This is a genomic window from Ruegeria sp. CDSA079 (genome assembly GCF_059612245.1).
In genome coordinates this window covers 12572-29258 of record NZ_JBXWQF010000024.1, presented here as the reverse complement: position 1 = coordinate 29258, position 16687 = coordinate 12572, and the positions used below count along the sequence as shown (strand labels likewise).

The window sequence follows — 16687 nt, the reverse complement described above, 5'->3', positions numbered from 1 at the left end:
GGTGGTTGGCCATGATTGTTGTTGGCTGAACGTTCTCAAAATTCGCGGAAGAAGAAGGTACCTCCAAGCGCCGTGTTCAGGATGATGTCGACCTGGCAATGCTGGCGCTTGATGTTCTGGATGCCATCGCTGCGGGCGATCAGCCTGACGGCCTGACCACGGATTACCTGATCAAGTCGAGCTTTCCGGCAATCTGGTCAGCTCAACGCAAGCAGTTCGCCGGGCTCTGATCTCAAACTTCTTCTAAAACAACCTAACTCATACCATAGGAATCGCGAACTCGGACTGTGGCCGAATATCGACCATTGTTGCGCTCACATTCGAGTCTCAACTGAATACGTCAGAAGCTAAACTGCTAAAAATGCGCCACAATTAGAGGCGACATATTCAGTGCGTGATATTAGGGAAAATCATGGCTGGGGTGGTAGGATTTTTTGTCAACATATTGAAAATTAACAAAATAAAGGAAATGGGGTCAATGGGAAATGTTCGGAAATTGGTTTGAGTCCAGTACTGTGTAGCACTTCTCTGTTTTGAATTGCTTTGGAACTAAGAAGTAGAAATGACACGGCGATGAGGGCTGCAACTACTCTCGAACTGCCCGGAACGCAGAGCATCAAAAACTTCAAGGTACCGCTTTTACCAATGCGGAAGTCTCTTCTCAAAAAACTCAACGATGCGAAATGAGAAAAGCCTTTTGATTGAGGTTCTCATTGCGATGGCGGATGTCATTTTCGCGGGGCTTCCATCTTGCGGATCGTACCCGATTTTCCGTTTTGTTTCGGCGATATCCCAACGCATGCCAGGATTGTCTGACATAAGATTTAGGGCGGCAAACGCGACGTCCTTTGCGTCTATCGCTGCGCGCATGCCGTTTAGGAAATCCCGATCGCTCAGCCACATCTCCTGACCCCAACGGCCCATCGCCATATGCGGTCCAGGCTTGTTGTCATAGGTCCATTGGGTCCAGCCGATACGCAGGCAGATGACCGAAAGCCCATGATTCTGCGCAAAGTAAGCTCCGGTCCGTTCGCAAAACAGCTTTGACATGCCATAGGCGTTCACCGGTCCTGGAGGCGTGTCGCTTTTCAAAGCATCAGTGGTGAAACGCTTGTCCCCGTGGACCCAGTTCGAACTGGCGAGAACCACACGTTTGACACCCATCGCTACTGCATGATGATAGAGCTTAAGAGTCGCATCCATGTTGTGCTTGATCGCTGATGACCAGCTTGCGGCAGGCTCACGGTCTCCGGCCAGATGGACGATTACATCGACACCTTCCAGAAGTTTGATCCAGATTGGGTCACCAGACAGATCCGCGATATGTATATCCGGGTGATCAACCGAGCGAATGTCGATCCCTGACACTATATAGTCAGGATCCGCCTCCAACACGTCGAAGAGTTTTCGACCCAAATGCCCACCTGCACCTGTAATCAGGACATGCATGATATAAACTCCCTATTCGAGCCAAGAATTGGTGGATTGCTGTCTGGCCAAATTTCAAAGTCCTGACGAAACCTGAGCGTCTCATCCCGCGCCAAATCAGATTTTGGCGAGTGCCATTCGGCCTCACAGTAGGAATAGTCGCCCGAATTGAATATCTCTACGGGATACTTATGCATAAAGCTGTCGCTCGGTGCTGGCGGATGGGTTGAACAGAGTATCCAGGGGCCAGCTTTGCCGATCTTGATAAGCGTTTCCCCATCTGGGTTAGGAAGTCCAACCTTGAATTCTTGTTGTTTGGCGCAATCTGTAATGACGCAGTTTGCCGCCGGTTCAACCATTGATCCGGAGTGCCCAAAAACGGGGTAGATTTCGGGATCACCCATCGTAATCCCGATCGTGGCGGGCGTATTGACCATCATTACTGACCAAATGCCTGTTGCCCTGGAAACGTGACCGTGATTGGTCACACTATGCTCAATGCTCCACGCAGCGGCGGATTTCAGGGTGATGCGACGTGTCACGGACAGGTGCGAGACAGGGCAGATCTGGCTTGTCAATTCGACGTGAGTCTCATCTTGTGAGGTGACCAGATAGGGGCAGCTGTCGAGTGCCGTAAACGGGGCTCCATCCGTCCAGGCCGTATCCGGCGCAATCCAGGTTTTTTCCCCGCCCCAGAGAGGAAAACCAAATTGCGGTGAGCGTGAGGGCAACTCGGCCGGGTCGACTTCATCAATCGGCAAACCTACCAAGTCAGAGTTCTGAAACAGTAGCGATCGCCGCTGGAATATTACGTCCCACAAACGGCCACCAATTCCGGGCAGGATAACAAGCTCCAATTCGCCTTTTGTTAACTGCAGAACGGACCATCGATCAGGCATGAGGGGTTCCCGGGCGGTGACCCGGCGCAAAACTTCTGCGCCGGGAAAGCGTTTAGACGTGTTTGAATTGGGCGACGTTTTGCGCCGTTATCGGCATCACTCCAGTTTCCACGCGTTCTGGCAGTGGATTGATCCCGGCGGCCTTCCAATCCGGCAAGACCTTCAGTGCGTCCGTATTCTGCCAGTGCATCATGTGGAAGGCGAGGAAGATCTCGAGGTAGGATTTTTGAGCAACCGCACCGTGGATCGTGCCGTCTTCGATATAGGGCAGCATGTCATCGTTGCGGTCCATCGCGACGATCTTGATGTCCTTTCGACCAGCTTCGGTGACCGCGATGGCTGCGCCTTTGCCGCTGTCGCCGTCCGTACCACCAATGCCAACAATGTCAGGGTTGGCCTGGATAGCCTGAAGATAGGCCGTCGGAGCGTATGATGGGTCGGCTTTATCGTTGACGACGTCAACCACCTCAATGTCAGGATATTTCTCTGCAAAGATCTGTTTGTACCCTTCGACACGCTCCAGGGTAGACGGCGCTGGGAATGTACCAAGGATGACTTTTCCCTTTCCACCAATGGCTTCGGCCAGCATCTCGCCGCCGACGCGGCCAGCCTGAACGCCGTTGATGCCCAGGAACGTTGATCTGGGGCTGTCGGGAATGTCACCAATACAGCAAGTGATGGGGATGCCGGCTTCGACTGCGCGTTCCACGCCGGGCGCCAGCGTCGCCGGATCGCCTGGGAATATCAAGATGCCAGCGGGACGGCGGGCGATCAGTTCATCAAGCTGACGCGCCTGTGCTGCTGTGTCGAAATCCAGCGGACCGGTGAACGTGGCCTTGATACCCATCAGTTCTTCGAGGTCTTCCATCGCGTTGCGGTAATCCACCCAGAACGGCACCTGAGTTACGATGGAGAGAAAAACATATTCCTTACCAGCCGCCTGTGCCATGGCTTCTTTCGACAGGATTGGTAGTCCGAAGGCAGCGGCCAATCCTGCGGTTGTGCCCGCTGTCAGAAGCCTGCGCCGATTTACAGTCATCTCAGTCATTATGATCTCCCTTTTGGATGATTAGTAGTTTTCGGTTTCTTTTGATTGAGGTCAGCCCCGTTTACTGCGGATCAGCATGTCCAATGCGACGGCTGAGACGAGCACGCCACCGATGACAATCATTTGCCAGTAGATCGAAACGGCTTGCATGGTCATCGTGTTGTTGATCAAGGCAACGAACACGACGCCGAGGAATGCGCCGAGAATTGTGCCTTCGCCTCCGCGCAACGACGCACCACCGATAACGGCCGCAGCCAGCACCTGCAGTTCGATTCCATTGCCAGCTGTTGGCGTGCCGCTCATCAAGCGGGAGGCCAGCAGGACCCCAGCCAAGGCCGCCAAAACGCCGGTGAGCGCATAAAGGATGATGCGAACGCGTGTTACGTGGATGCCTGAAAGCATCGCAGCTTTTTCATTTGCACCTATGAAGTAGACCTGCCTGAAAAACCGGGTGTGGCGCACTGCCAGGTCAAAAATGATCACTAAAACGAGGGTCAGCAACACGATCACAGGAAAGCCGCCAATGTCGGTCTTGCCAATCCAGCCGAATGATGCGGGCAGACTGGAGACTGAGAAACCCTCGGTCAGAACCAGCGCGATGCCGCGCGCGATCGACATCGTCCCAAGTGTGGCGATCAATGGGTTGATCCCGAGTCCCGTGACAAGCAAACCATTCACAACCCCGATGACGCCGCCAAGAATCAGACCGCAGATCACCGCAAGCGGGATAGGCATGCCAGTCAGCAGCAACATGGCAACAACGGTGGAAGACAGTGCCATGACTGATCCAACCGAAAGATCGAACCCGCCAGACGCCAGCAGGATTGCCATGCCGATCACAATGATTGCAGTCGGGGCCATGCCCACAGCCACGGCCCGAAAGTTCGAGAAGCTGAAGAAATAGGGATTGACGTTGGCCATCACGATGATGATCGCGGCGATCAAAACGATTAGCGTCAGCTCACGGATGTCAACGAATGCCTGCAGGATGCGCCGCATAACTGACCGTTTCTCGGAAATGTTGGCTTGAGCGACCATAGTCACGACGCGACTCCTTTATGTTGGGATGGCTGTGCAGCCGAGCGATTGGCGTTCCCGGCGGCCATTTGCAGAAGTACGCCTTCACTGGCGTCTTCGGCGGCGATGTCGCCCATCAGACGACCCTCGTGAACGACAAGAATGCGCGAGGACAGCGAAACCAATTCCGGAAAATCGGACGACACCACCAGAATCGCCATTCCTTCTGCCGCTTGGCGGAGCAGCTCTGTGTGGATCTGAAATTTCGCGCCCACATCGACGCCTTTTGTAGGTTCTTCTACGATCAGAAGGTCAGGCGTGCGCTTGAGCCATTTGGCCAGCATGATCTTTTGCTGATTTCCTCCCGACAGAGCGCCGACGTCTTCAGTGATCCCACTGGCTTTGACGCTAAATGCATCAATGGCAGCGTTGCTGGCTTTCTTTATTGACGCCTTGCGCATGATGCCCAAGCTCGCGTGTTCAGAAAGACTTGCGGCGATCAGGTTGTCGCTAAGCGATTGCTCGAGAAACAAACCTTCTGTCTTCCGTTCTTCCGGTACAAAACCTACGCCAAAGCGCATGGCATGGCGTAGCGATTTGAGTTTCACGGGCACCCCACGCAACTCGACAATCCCTTCGGCTCCTTGCATCAATCCAACTATCGAGCGGACAATCTCGCTTCGGCGGGCGCCCATTAGCCCGGCCATGCCGACTATTTCGCCGGCCCTAATCGAAAAGGAGATGTCTTCGAATTCACCTGGGTGCGTCAGGCCTTTGACGGTAAGGATATCATTCCCTGAGGTGTTGACTGATCTACAGACGTCACCCGGGTGCCCGCCGCCAATCATTTCCGCAACGACTTGTTCCTGGGAGGTTTCGCTCACCGATAAAGTGCTGATATGGCGTCCGTCCCGCAAAACGGTAATTCGATCGGAAATTCGGAATATCTCGTCCATGTGATGACTGACATAGACAATGCCGATACCCTTTTTTGTAAGCCCGCGAAGTACGTCAAACAACGCGTCCACTTCGTCAGGAGCCAGCGCTGATGTCGGCTCATCCAGCAAAAGGACGCGCGAGTTCAGGGACAGCGCCTTGGCAATTTCTACTATCTGGCGGGAGCTGATTGGCAGGTTGTCGACGGGCAATGAGACGTCGATGTCCAGACCGAACTCTGCCAAAAGCGCTTCGGCCCGGCGGCGCAGTTCCGGCCAGTCAACGACACCCAAACGGGTCGGAGCTCGCCCGGCATAAATGTTTTCAGCGACAGAAAGAGCGCCAGCCAGGCTGAGTTCTTGAAACACGCAACTGACGCCAAGCGATTGCGCGTGCGACGGATTTTCAATTCGGCGTTCATTGCCGTCACACAGAATTCTTCCCGCTGAAGGGTGATGAAGCCCGTAGAGCAGACCCAAGCACGTGGATTTGCCTGCGCCGTTTTCACCGCAAAGCGCATGCACTTCACCTGGGCGCAGTTCGAATTCCAAATGATTAAGAACAACGTTTGCACCGAAGCTTTTGCTAACCGCATCCAATCGGATCAGGGGGGGCGCGTTTCTCGTATCAAGAATCGAAACTGACGTCATTGTATTCCTCCCAAAGCTTAATTGGCATCTGAGATATCAGATGTCAATTACTTTGTGATGAAGCTAATGACGGCATAAAAAAGGGCAGCCCTTCGCGGGACTGCCCTTTAAAACGTGTTGGCGTTGATTAGGAGGCTTTTGCACCCTCAAGCACGATCGAGGCACTTTCATAGGCCTGCCGGGTTCGATCAATGTGCTCCACCAGAAGCGATTTAATCTTCTTCATATCCCCTTGACGCACCGCGACCGCGATTTTCTGATGTTCTTCGAATGAAAGCTCTGTGTGTTGCGGCAGCTTGGACAAATGGGTTCGCAATGCAGCGATCTTACCTATGTAGCGCGTATAACTCGCCGTCAGATAGTCGTTTCCGGCGTGCTCAAAAATCAATTGGTGAAAAGATGTATCCAGCGCCAGGTACTCTTTTTCATCGTTGCGCGCGCGTGCGCGCGCCATGTCTCTCACAACTCTCTCCATGCTGTCGGCCAACCCGTTAGGGTCCCTTGATAGCGCCAGTTCAAATGCGGCTGTCTCGATGGCCTGCCTGAAGTCACAGATTTGCGTTACTTCAGATTCGGAAAGGGAGAACACGCGTGCGCCTTTTTGCGGTTCGATACTGACGAGCCCTTCATCACGCAGTTGTGCCAACGCTTCGCGAACCGGCGATTTGGAGACACCAAGCTCCTCGGATATCTTACGCTCAGACAGTATTTGGCCCATCTTTAGCGAGCCGTCGATGATACTGTTCCTCAAATGCTCCAAGGCAAGTTCTCGGAGAGATTTGGGTCGTTCAAGGGCCATAATCGGGGTCTCCAAAAAAATGTGTTGCATGACAGAAGATATCTGATACACCAGATAAGGCAAGCTGGAATATCAGATATCAGATCAACTGGGGGGAGCCAGTTTGAAATGCGTGCAGAGTTAGTTCTTGATTGCAGGAATGAGCATGGGGAGGGGATCTTCTGGAACCCAACCGATGAGCTCGTCTGGTGGACCGATATCGAAGGCCGCGCGCTTTGGTCGTACGAGCCGTCGACTTTAAAGAGTGCCAAATACCCTATGACAGAGCGTGTGTGCTGTTTCGCGCCGCGCGCCACAGGGGGCTGGATTGTTGCCTTTGCTGATCGGGTCGTTCTGTTTGATCCGGACACAAAAGTGGAAACGCTTGTTGCCCGCTTCGAACCGGCCAACGCTGAGACGCGACTGAACGATGGGCGAACAGATCGGCAGGGACGGCTGATCGTCGGTGGGATGAACGAAGTTTCCGGTGCACCCGATTCGTCAGTCTTGTGCATCGACACCGACCTGTCCGTGCAGACAATCATCGAAAAGGTGTCTTGCTCAAACTCTGCCTGCTTTGCCCCGGATGGCAGCACGATGTTTTTTGCGGATACACCAGACCGGGAAATCGTGGCCTTTGATTACGACACCGCCACGGGTTCGGTTTCTGACCGACGCATTCATGCCTCCTTCAAAGATGAGCCGGGCCTGCCCGACGGGTCCTGTGTCGATGCTGAAGGGGGGGTCTGGAACGCCGAGTGGGAAGGTCACCGCGTTGTTCGAGTCGCCCCGAACGGCACGATTGACCGGGTCATAGAGGTCCCTGTCTGGAAGCCTACCTGCTGTGCCTTCGGTGGCCCGGAACTCGACACGCTTTTCATTACGACCTCGCGCCTGATGAGTGATGAGGACGCTCTATCAAAAGAACCGGAGTCGGGCGGCTTGTTCGCCGTCAAACCCGGCGTTTGCGGCGTGCTGGACACGCCATTCAACGGATAACCAACGAATTTCTGGAGGAGAATAAAATGTTGAAAACACTTATGAATACGACGATAGCAGCTGGCTTCGCTGTTCTCGCCTCTGTCGTCCATGCGGAAGACTATCCGACCCCGGTCCCGCTGCAAGACGGTGCGCAGGCTCCAATTGATGCGATTGCCCCGAAAAACGAAAAATTCCGCGTCGCCTACATGCCGCCTGCAACTGAGTTCAACTACTACATCGCAATTGGCGAAGGTATCAAAGCAGTTGCGGCCGAAGCGGGCGTTGACGTCTTCATGTTGGCTCCGCAATCGGGTGCAGACATCAACGGCCAAATGGGCATGATCCAGGACGTTCTGACGCAGGATGTGGATGCGATCATTTTTGGCACTCACGATGAATTTGCTGCCGCGCCCCTTCTCAAGCAGGCGGTCGACAAGGGTATGGCCGTTTTGATGATCAACTCGGATATCCCGAACTTTCCGACGCCGATCCACGGTGTGGTCGGGTACTCGCAGCGAAACGGCACACACAATATCGCTAATTGGGCCATCGAGAATTACGGCGACAAACCTCTGAAGGTTGGCATCATCGAAGGCCAGCCCGGGTATCACTCGACCGAGCGGGTTGGCGGTTTCCTAGACGGTATCGACGGCAACGAAAACTTCGAAGTCGTTGTATCCATTGACGGCAAGTGGAATGTCGAAGGCGGCAATACCGCAGGCATGGATATTCTGCAGTCTCATCCCGACCTCGACATGATCTTCGCAGCCAATGACTACATGATCATTGGCGCGTCGTTTGCCGCCAAGGCTCTTGGCCGCTCCGATATCGTTCTGCTCGGCAACGATGGAGATACCTCGGGCCTGGAGGAAATCGCAGCGGGCAACATAACGGCAACCGTCAATACGTCGCCGTTCCTTATGGGCAGAGCAGCCATGCAGGCGACGATTGATGCGCTGAACGGTTCCTATCCCGGTGGATGGATTGAAACGCCGACCTCGATTGAGGATAAAGATGGTGCAATCAGCGTTCTGCAAGAACCTGAAAAGCTCTTCCCGCAGCCATCCAAAGAGTACTGAGCGTTCTCCCTGCTTCCCGGTGGCATGTTCGCGTGCTGCCGGGGGCGCAATTGAGCTGAGTTTCACGTTCAAGTCGAGGCCACCAAGATGACAACAGATATACCCCTTTGGGAGTTTGTCGATATCACCCAGGCCTATCCCGGCGTTTTGGCGAATGACAAAGTCTGTATCAAGCTTCTGCCTGGCTCGATCCATGGGCTGCTTGGCGAAAACGGTTGCGGCAAGTCCACGATGATAAAGACTCTGTCTGGCGTGCAGCAACCTGACAGCGGCCAAATTCTTCACAACGGGCAACCGGTAACAGTTGGTGACCCACAGGTCGCACGCGATCTGGGCATAGCAACGGTATTTCAGGAATTCTCGATCGTTCCAACACTGTCTGTTGGCGAGAACATATTCTTGGGCAACATGCCCCGGTCGAGATTGGGGGTAATAGACTGGGGTAAGGTGCACGACGAAGCCGCCCGTGTTTTGGCAGAGATGGACGTCGATGTTTCACCCAATGCCATCACCGGCACGCTTTCAGTAGGTGAGCAACAGCTTGTCGAGATTGCTAAGGCCATTGCGATGGATGCCCGTATGATCATCCTTGATGAGCCGACGGCTGCGTTGGGCGAGGACGAAATCGAACGCCTGCACCTGCTATTGCGCAACATGCGCAGCCGCGGAACAGCTATTCTCTACGTCTCCCACCGCTTGGATGAGGTGGAGCGGATCGTCGACGAAGTGACGATCCTGCGCAATGGGCGCGTCGTGCGGGCCAGTGGCGAGACGGAAATCAACGTCTCTGAAATTGTCAGCGCGATGGTCGGGGAAGACATAGGTGAGCATTACCCAAAAGAGCAGAACGCAACCCACGAAGTTGTTCTCGAAGCGAGCGGGCTTGCGACCAATGCCGGAGTGTCAGATGCGTCCTTTGCGCTCCACAAAGGCGAAGTCCTGGGCCTGGGCGGCGTGTTGGGCAGCGGGCGCACTGAAATCGCACGGGCCCTGTTTGGAACAGATGAGGTTATTACCGGTCAGGTCACGTTAAAGGGCAATCCGGTTCGGTTCCGCCGGGAAATCGACGCGATCCGTGCTGGTTTGGCCTTGGTTCCGGAGAACCGCAAATATGATGGCTTGTTCTTCAATTTCCGGGCCAGCGGCAACATTACCGCAGCGTCGCTTGGCGGGCTGAGCCGGTTTGGTGTCTTGGACCTTAAGGCTGAGGATCACGCCACGCACGACCTGATCCGCGATCTGGAGATTTCAACTCAGGCTGAGGAAAAAACGGTCAACTTCCTTTCTGGAGGGAACCAGCAGAAGATTGTGATCGCGCGTTGGCTGTTCTCGGATTCGGAGATTCTGATCCTTGATGAACCTACGCAAGGGATCGATATCGGTGCCAAGATTGCGGTCTACAAGCTGATAAACAAACTGACCCGTGCGGGCAAATCCATCATCCTGATCAGTTCAGACCACGATGAGCTTCTGGCGATGAGCGATCGGATCGCCATCGTGCAGCACGGCACGATCACGCGCACCGTGGATGCGTCGGAACTGACCCACGATGACCTGGTCCGGGCCTCTGCCGACACCCCACAACTCAAGTCTGAGGAGGTTTTCGCATGAAGCGGATCTTTGACACTCAATTGATCGGACCCTTCGCGGCAATGGTGATCGTTGCCCTGATAGTCGCGCTCACAACAGAGCGGTTTCTGAATCCGGGCAATCTCTCGAACCTTTCGTTGCAAGTCAGCATCGTGGCGCTCATTGCCATCGGTTCTACCATCGTGATTTTCGCGGCTGGCATCGATTTGAGCTCCGGTTCAATGGTTGCTTTGCTGACCATGATCCTTGCTCAGATGCTGAAGTTCCTCGGCATTCCTCTCGTGCTGGCAATCCCGCTTATCCTTTTCGCCGGTGGATTGTTGGGGCTCTTTATTGGCTTGATTACGGCTTACGGACGCATACCGTCGTTCATTACCACACTGGCGGCGCTAATCGCATTCCGTGGTCTCGCACTGACCTTCAACAATGGCTCACCGATCTTTTCGCTCGATCCGGCACTTGAACCGATCTTTTACGGTAAGCTGTTTGGCATTCCGCTGCCCTTCTTCTACCTCGTCATTTTCTATGCACTCGCGGCATTTACGATGAACTTCACAAAGCTAGGCCGCGAAATCTATGCCGTCGGGGGCAACCCTGCCGCCGCTGTTCTGACCGGCATCAACGTGCGCAAGGTGCAGACAACAACATTCGTGATTGCAGGTTTCATGACCGCCGTAGGCGCGATCCTGATGTCGGCGCGCTTGAATTCCGGCTCCCCCAATTATGGGCAAACGCTTGAATTGCAGGCGATAGCCGCAGCAGTGGTCGGAGGTGCCAGTCTCGCTGGAGGGCGCGGCAACATCCTCGCCACTCTGATGGGAGCCATGACCATCGTGATTGTCCAGAACGGCCTGAATCTGAATGCAGCACCGTCATCTGTTCAGAATATCGTGCTGGGACTGATCATCCTTCTGGCCGTTGGCATCGACATGTGGCGGGCTGAGATTTCTGCCCTGATGGCGCGCATTTTCGGGCGCGCGTCGCCCGCTCAGACATCTAGTGTGAAAAAGGGAGCATGACATGGACCTTGGTCTGAAAGATAAGCTTGTCCTCGTCACCGGCTCTGGCTCTGGTATCGGGAAGGCGACTGCGAAAGTCTATTTGCAGGAAGGCGCACGTGTCATTGTTCACGGTCTGACGGAGATCGAAGTGAGTGCCTGCGTGGACGACCTTGCCACCTTGGGCGACGTTACAGGGAAGGCGGCGGATCTGACGAACACGACTGACTCAAGCGCGTTGGCAGAGTTCGCGCAAATGCAGGGTGATGTTGATGTCCTGGTTAACAATGTCGGCATCTTTTCGGTCAAACCATTCGAAGATCTGACCGATGATGACTGGATGTACTATTTTAACATCAACGTCCTGTCTGCAGTTCGGATGAGCCGGGTTTTTCTGCCTGCTATGCTCAAACGTGGCATTGGGTCGATCATCAATATGGCAAGCGAAGCCGCGGTAAAGCCTCTGCCTCAGATGGTGCACTATTCAGTCACTAAAACTGCCATATTAGGTCTCACCCGTGGCATGGCAGAGCTCACCAAGGGTACGCAGGTACGGGTTAACTCCGTCCTGCCCGGTCCGACATGGACCGAAGGGGTAGAGGCCTATTTCGATGGTCTTGCAGCTCAAAAAGGCGAACCGCTCGACACAATCGTGGACAACTACTTCAAGTCGGACGAGCCCACCTCGCTGATCCAGCGGTTCGTTCAACCGGACGAAGTCGCCCGCATGATCGTCACGATCTCGGCCAGTACCGCCTCCAATGGTTCTGCGCATCGGATCGAAGGCGGCATCATTCGCAACATTCTCTGACATTCAAACACAGGAGCCTATCATGGTCGCACTTACATTCTCTCACATCGGCATCACGGTTCCGGATCTGGAAAAGGCCGTGGAATTTTATTCCAAGGCGTTTGATCTATACGTGCTGATGGAGCCCACAGAAATCGTCCATGACGAAAGCGCCATCGGCCAGATGTGCGACGACGTCTTTGGCGAAGGTTGGGGCAAATTCCGTATCGCACACCTATCGATGGGCGACGGCGTTGGTATCGAGCTATTCGAATTTCCCAAGACGATCGAAGAAGAACGCCCGTTTGAGTATTGGCGCCGGGGTCTGTTTCACTTCTGTGTGCAGGATGCGGACCTGGAGGGGCGGATCAAAATTATCGAAGAATTGGGCGGTCGCCAGCGCATGGAACAGGTGCGCAAGTATTACCCGGGCGAAAAGCCATATCGCATGGTCTACATGGAAGACCCGTTTGGCAACATTTTCGAACTCTACAGCCACTCGTACGAGTTGACATATTCGGCAGGCGCCTATGTCTGATCAGCCGACATTCGTTCCACGGACGGATCGGCCGATGGTCGTGATCACCGACTACGACTTTGGTAATGTCGATGTGGAAACCGAGATCCTCGAAGCGGCCGGTGCCGAAGTCATCGCGCTTCAGGCCAAATCTGAAGAGGACCTTTTTGAGGTCGCGCCGCACTGCGCTGCGATGATGAACCAATATGCCAAGGTAGGGCAGCAAACGATCACGCGGATGGAACGCTGTGAAGTGATCGCGCGCTATGGTGTTGGTGTCGATATTGTCGATGTAGGCACGGCCACCGAACGGGGCATTCTGGTGACCAATGTGCAAAACTACTGCACCGAAGAGGTCGCGGATCACGCGATCTCCCTGTGGCTTACACTTGCCCGCAAATTGCCAGACTACGACCGAGCAACGCATGCGGGGATCTGGCAATGGCAAAGTGGGCAACCGGTTTTTCGGTTGCGCGGACGCACAATGGGTGTCGTGTCGTTGGGCAAGATCGGACAGGCCATTGTGACACGGGCACAGTCCTTCGGCGTCAATGTCATCGCCTATGACCCCTTTCTGCCAGCTAATGTCGCGGCGTCGCTGGGGGTGGAGTTGGTTTCCAAGGCTGATCTTCTGGCACGCTCCGACTATGTCCTGATGCAGGCGCCTATGACGCCTGACACACATCATTTCTTGTCGGATGCGGAGTTTGCTTCGATGAAATCGGGCGCAATCCTGGTGAACACGGGTCGTGGTCCAACCGTGGACAACAAGGCCCTCTACCGGGCTCTGACCAATGGCCACCTGGCCGCCGCCGGCCTTGATGACCCCGAAGAAGAACCGGCCAAGCGTGCCAATTGGAGCCCGGATGACAACCCGCTCTTCGCGTTGCCCAACGTGCTCGTGACACCACACGCCGCCTACTACTCCGAAGAATCCATATGTGCCGCCCGGGTCACCGCTGCAACGCAGGTGGCCAAGGTGCTCACAGGGCAAAAGCCAGACTACACGGTCAATGCCGAGGCATTGGCCGCAACACCCGCATAACAGGAGACAAGAATGCCAGACGTTAGTAGTGACCTTAGGGTCTTCAATGACTTTGAACGAAACCCGGATCTGCTCAAGAAATTCGACAAGGTGCTTGAGGCCTATTCAGCAGCAGCCATCTTTGCCGATGTTCAGTACCGCACCGGTGTGATGGACAGTGCTATCAAACCCGCATTTCGCGCCAAGGTTACGGGCCAGGCCGTCACTGTGCAGCTTTCCAAAGGCGACCTCGTTGACCCTCTGAAAGCCTTGGAGATGGGCCAACCCGGCGACGTGATCGTTGTGGATGCGGGCGGCGACGTCAATACGTCGGTCTGCGGCGGGCTCATGGGTGGGCTGGCGCAGAATCGGGGCATTCGCGGCATGATCGTAGATGGTACGGGACGCGATACGGACGAATTGGAAGACATCAACTGGCCCATCTGGACACGGGCGATCACCCCGCGCGGAACGCACACGATGTTTTCTGGACGCAAGGACGAGCTTTCGATCAACGTGCCGATTGCCTGTGGTGGCGTGGTCGTAAACCCGGGGGACTTCATCGTGGCCGATTTGATGGGCGTGGTCGTGGTTCCACAGGAACTGGCCGAAGAAACCGTGCGCCTTGCCCAGGAACAGGCTGACCGCGAAGAAGAAACCCGCAAGTGGGTCGCCAAGGGAAAAACCGTCGAGGATCTTTTAAATGAATTCGGTCGTATCTGAACCAGCCCTTATCGGTGTCGATTGGGGAACGTCTTCTCTCCGTGCTTTTCTTATTGGTGCGGATGGTGAGGTCATTGACGGTGTCTCTTCACCCGAAGGCATCATGCAGGTTTCTGGAAAGACCTTCGAGGCGGTCCTTGATCGTCTCATTGGTCCTTGGGTTGCTCAGATTGATCTGCCGATCCTTGCATCTGGCATGATAACCAGCCGGAACGGATGGGTTGAAACGCCCTATGCCGAAATGCCGCTTGGCGCTTGTGGTCTTGCGCGGGCTTTGGTGCCACATGATGCCGATAGCGGAGCCCGGATTCACTTTGTGACGGGGGCATCTATCGAGCACGCGGGCGGCCCGGACGTGATGCGCGGCGAGGAAACGCAGATTATTGGCGCGTCCGCGCTTGGCCTGAACGACGGTACTTTCGTAATGCCGGGCACGCACAGCAAATGGGTCCAAGTTGCGGATGGGCAGATCGTGGATTTCTCGACCTATATGACGGGCGAGATCTTCGCAGCTCTCAAGGGGCACACGATCCTTGGCACGTTGATGGAGGATCACGACTTCGACGTAGCTGCCTTTGAAACCGGCGTAGCTGCGGGCCTCGAAGGGGGTTCTAATCTATTGCACAATTTGTTTCACGTTCGGACCCTTCCACTCATGGGCAAAATCCCCAAGGTCGCTACGGCTGATTACTTGTCCGGCCTTCTGATAGGTGCAGAGGTTGCGGCTGCGACCCGCGCTGTCGAAAACATCGGCACAGTCACCCTTGTGGGACGCAGCGACCTGTCAGACCGCTATGATATTGCCCTACGGGCCGCGGGGCTGGAAACCCGCCGAGCGCCGGATGATATCGTCGCCAAAGGGCATTTTCTGATTGCCCGCGCAGCGGGGCTTTTGGGATGATCAACCTCACCGTGGCGCTGGCCGAAAACCCACTGATTGCAATCTTGCGCGGGCTGGAACCAGAAAACGCGTTACCAGTTGCGGGTGAGCTCATTGAGGCCGCCTTTCGTATCGTCGAAGTTCCGCTGAACTCTCCAGATCCGCTGGAGTCGATCGCTCGAATTGCCAAGCATTATGGCGCGCAAGCCGTCGTAGGGGCAGGCACAGTCCTTACCGCTGAGCAAGTCGACGCGGTTGCTGAGGCAGGCGGGCGGATCATAGTCTCACCGAACATGAACCCGGATGTGGGGCGTGCCGCGGTTGCGCGGGGTCTGTATTGGTGTCCGGGCGTGGTGACCCCGTCCGAGGCCTTTGCCGCCTTGGATCTTGGTGCCTCTGTTCTAAAGTTCTTTCCAGCTGAGATGGTGCCGCCGACCGCTATCGCCGCCATGCGTGCGATTTTGCCCCAAGAGGCTGTCATTGCTGCGGTGGGGGGGATCACACCTGAAACAATGGCCGCGTACCAGGCAGCCGGGACAAACGGGTTCGGGTTGGGATCGGCCCTGTTCAAGCCGGGCCGTGCATTGGATGATATTGGCGCACGTGCGCGTGCTTTCACCCAAGCACTGAAAGATCAAAGATGAAACAAGCCATTGTCACCGGAGGCACCCGAGGTATCGGCGCGGGTGTGGCGCGGTCGCTTGCTGATGCTGGTTGGTCCGTTATCGCCGCATCCGTGTCGAACTCTGAGCTGGATGCCTTTGCTCCTCAGGCCGGGATAACAACACAGCTTCTCGATGTGACAGATCAGGCTTCGGTCGATGCTGTGTTCGGCAACCTCAGGCGCCTCGACGCTTTGGTGAACTGCGCGGGGATTCTGCTCAGGGGTGAAGAATATGATATCGACGTCTTTGCCAGGGTTCTTGATGTAAACCTGACCGGGACGATGCGCTGCTGCCTCGCCGCACAACCGCTTTTGGTCGAGCAGGGTGGGGCAATCGTTAACACCGCGTCCATGCTCAGCACTTTTGGCGGCCCACTGGTCCCGGCCTATTCCGCCTCAAAAGGTGGGGTCGCACAACTCACCAAGGCATTGGCAGGTCGCTGGGCCGAGGACGGCGTCAGAGTAAATGCCATTGCACCGGGCTGGATCGAGACGGAAATGACCCAAGGTCTTCGGGACGACCCAGATCGAACCGAAGGTATCATGGCGCGTACGCCGATGAAACGATGGGGTAAACCTGAAGAGGTTGGCACGCTTGTACGCTGGCTTCTGAGTGAAGATGCTAGCTTTGTCACCGGGTCGGTTTATCCGATCGACGGTGGCTATCTGGCAATGTGAGGAGAGG

18 protein-coding genes are annotated in these 16687 nt (G+C 55.3%); 12 read left to right on the top strand and 6 right to left on the bottom strand.

Translation table 11 applies throughout. The features are described from left to right. The first annotated feature begins 98 nt into the window (after positions 1–98). Positions 99–230, top strand: coding sequence for a hypothetical protein (locus tag AC2FJZ_RS19315; protein WP_496672234.1), 132 nt, complete (start codon positions 99–101; stop codon positions 228–230). A gap of 409 nt (positions 231–639) precedes the next feature. Here AC2FJZ_RS19315 and AC2FJZ_RS19310 read toward each other — a convergent pair whose 3' ends face one another. From AC2FJZ_RS19310 to AC2FJZ_RS19285, 6 genes are all read right to left on the bottom strand, one after another. Further along, on the bottom strand, positions 640–1449 hold the full coding sequence (locus tag AC2FJZ_RS19310) for an NAD-dependent epimerase/dehydratase family protein (RefSeq protein ID WP_496672236.1): 810 nt from the start codon (positions 1447–1449) through the stop codon (positions 640–642). Then, positions 1437–2327 carry a hypothetical protein gene (locus AC2FJZ_RS19305; protein ID WP_496779659.1) on the bottom strand — a complete coding sequence of 297 codons (891 nt, stop codon included), beginning with the start codon at positions 2325–2327 and terminating at the stop codon, positions 1437–1439. Before AC2FJZ_RS19305 ends, AC2FJZ_RS19310 begins: the two co-directional genes overlap by 13 nt. A gap of 52 nt (positions 2328–2379) precedes the next feature. After that, positions 2380–3375 carry a substrate-binding domain-containing protein gene (locus tag AC2FJZ_RS19300; protein ID WP_058275445.1) on the bottom strand — a complete coding sequence of 332 codons (996 nt, stop codon included), beginning with the start codon at positions 3373–3375 and terminating at the stop codon, positions 2380–2382. A gap of 51 nt (positions 3376–3426) precedes the next feature. After that, positions 3427–4413, bottom strand: a complete 987-nt coding sequence (locus AC2FJZ_RS19295; RefSeq protein ID WP_496779692.1) for an ABC transporter permease — start codon at positions 4411–4413, stop codon at positions 3427–3429. A gap of 2 nt (positions 4414–4415) precedes the next feature. Further along, positions 4416–5927 (bottom strand): sugar ABC transporter ATP-binding protein, encoded by a 1512-nt coding sequence (locus tag AC2FJZ_RS19290; protein WP_496779657.1) that lies wholly within the window; start codon positions 5925–5927, stop codon positions 4416–4418. Between the two features lie 178 nt (positions 5928–6105). After that, entirely contained in the window at positions 6106–6777 is a 672-nt protein-coding gene (locus AC2FJZ_RS19285; protein ID WP_496672244.1) for a GntR family transcriptional regulator, read from the bottom strand. Positions 6778–6885: 108 nt separating this feature from the next. Here AC2FJZ_RS19285 and AC2FJZ_RS19280 point away from each other — a divergent pair, with 108 nt between their 5' ends. From AC2FJZ_RS19280 to AC2FJZ_RS19230, 11 genes are all read left to right on the top strand, one after another. After that, complete coding sequence (locus AC2FJZ_RS19280; RefSeq protein WP_496779655.1) at positions 6886–7755, top strand: SMP-30/gluconolactonase/LRE family protein; 870 nt, start codon at positions 6886–6888, stop codon at positions 7753–7755. 26 nt (positions 7756–7781) lie between these two features. Beyond that, positions 7782–8816 (top strand): sugar ABC transporter substrate-binding protein, encoded by a 1035-nt coding sequence (locus AC2FJZ_RS19275; RefSeq protein ID WP_496672248.1) that lies wholly within the window; start codon positions 7782–7784, stop codon positions 8814–8816. Between the two features lie 87 nt (positions 8817–8903). After that, on the top strand, positions 8904–10427 hold the full coding sequence (locus tag AC2FJZ_RS19270) for a sugar ABC transporter ATP-binding protein (protein WP_496779654.1): 1524 nt from the start codon (positions 8904–8906) through the stop codon (positions 10425–10427). Next, complete coding sequence (locus AC2FJZ_RS19265; RefSeq protein ID WP_496672253.1) at positions 10424–11425, top strand: ABC transporter permease; 1002 nt, start codon at positions 10424–10426, stop codon at positions 11423–11425. Before AC2FJZ_RS19270 ends, AC2FJZ_RS19265 begins: the two co-directional genes overlap by 4 nt. Before the next feature lies 1 nt (position 11426). Next, positions 11427–12215, top strand: coding sequence for an SDR family NAD(P)-dependent oxidoreductase (locus tag AC2FJZ_RS19260; RefSeq protein ID WP_496672255.1), 789 nt, complete (start codon positions 11427–11429; stop codon positions 12213–12215). Positions 12216–12237: 22 nt separating this feature from the next. Then, on the top strand, positions 12238–12732 hold the full coding sequence (locus AC2FJZ_RS19255; protein WP_496779652.1) for a lactoylglutathione lyase family protein: 495 nt from the start codon (positions 12238–12240) through the stop codon (positions 12730–12732). After that, on the top strand, positions 12725–13756 hold the full coding sequence (locus AC2FJZ_RS19250; RefSeq protein WP_496672257.1) for a C-terminal binding protein: 1032 nt from the start codon (positions 12725–12727) through the stop codon (positions 13754–13756). Before AC2FJZ_RS19255 ends, AC2FJZ_RS19250 begins: the two co-directional genes overlap by 8 nt. 12 nt (positions 13757–13768) lie before the next feature. Further along, a complete protein-coding gene (locus tag AC2FJZ_RS19245; protein ID WP_058275456.1) occupies positions 13769–14458 on the top strand; it encodes an RraA family protein in 690 nt (229 codons plus the stop codon). Further along, entirely contained in the window at positions 14439–15359 is a 921-nt protein-coding gene (locus tag AC2FJZ_RS19240) for a 2-dehydro-3-deoxygalactonokinase (RefSeq protein WP_496672260.1), read from the top strand. The genes AC2FJZ_RS19245 and AC2FJZ_RS19240 overlap by 20 nt, the downstream gene beginning before the upstream one ends. After that, complete coding sequence (locus AC2FJZ_RS19235; RefSeq protein WP_496672263.1) at positions 15356–15982, top strand: 2-dehydro-3-deoxy-6-phosphogalactonate aldolase; 627 nt, start codon at positions 15356–15358, stop codon at positions 15980–15982. Before AC2FJZ_RS19240 ends, AC2FJZ_RS19235 begins: the two co-directional genes overlap by 4 nt. Then, positions 15979–16680: an SDR family NAD(P)-dependent oxidoreductase gene (locus AC2FJZ_RS19230; protein ID WP_496672266.1), complete on the top strand. Its 702-nt coding sequence runs from the start codon at positions 15979–15981 to the stop codon at positions 16678–16680. The genes AC2FJZ_RS19235 and AC2FJZ_RS19230 overlap by 4 nt, the downstream gene beginning before the upstream one ends. Positions 16681–16687 lie beyond the last annotated feature (7 nt).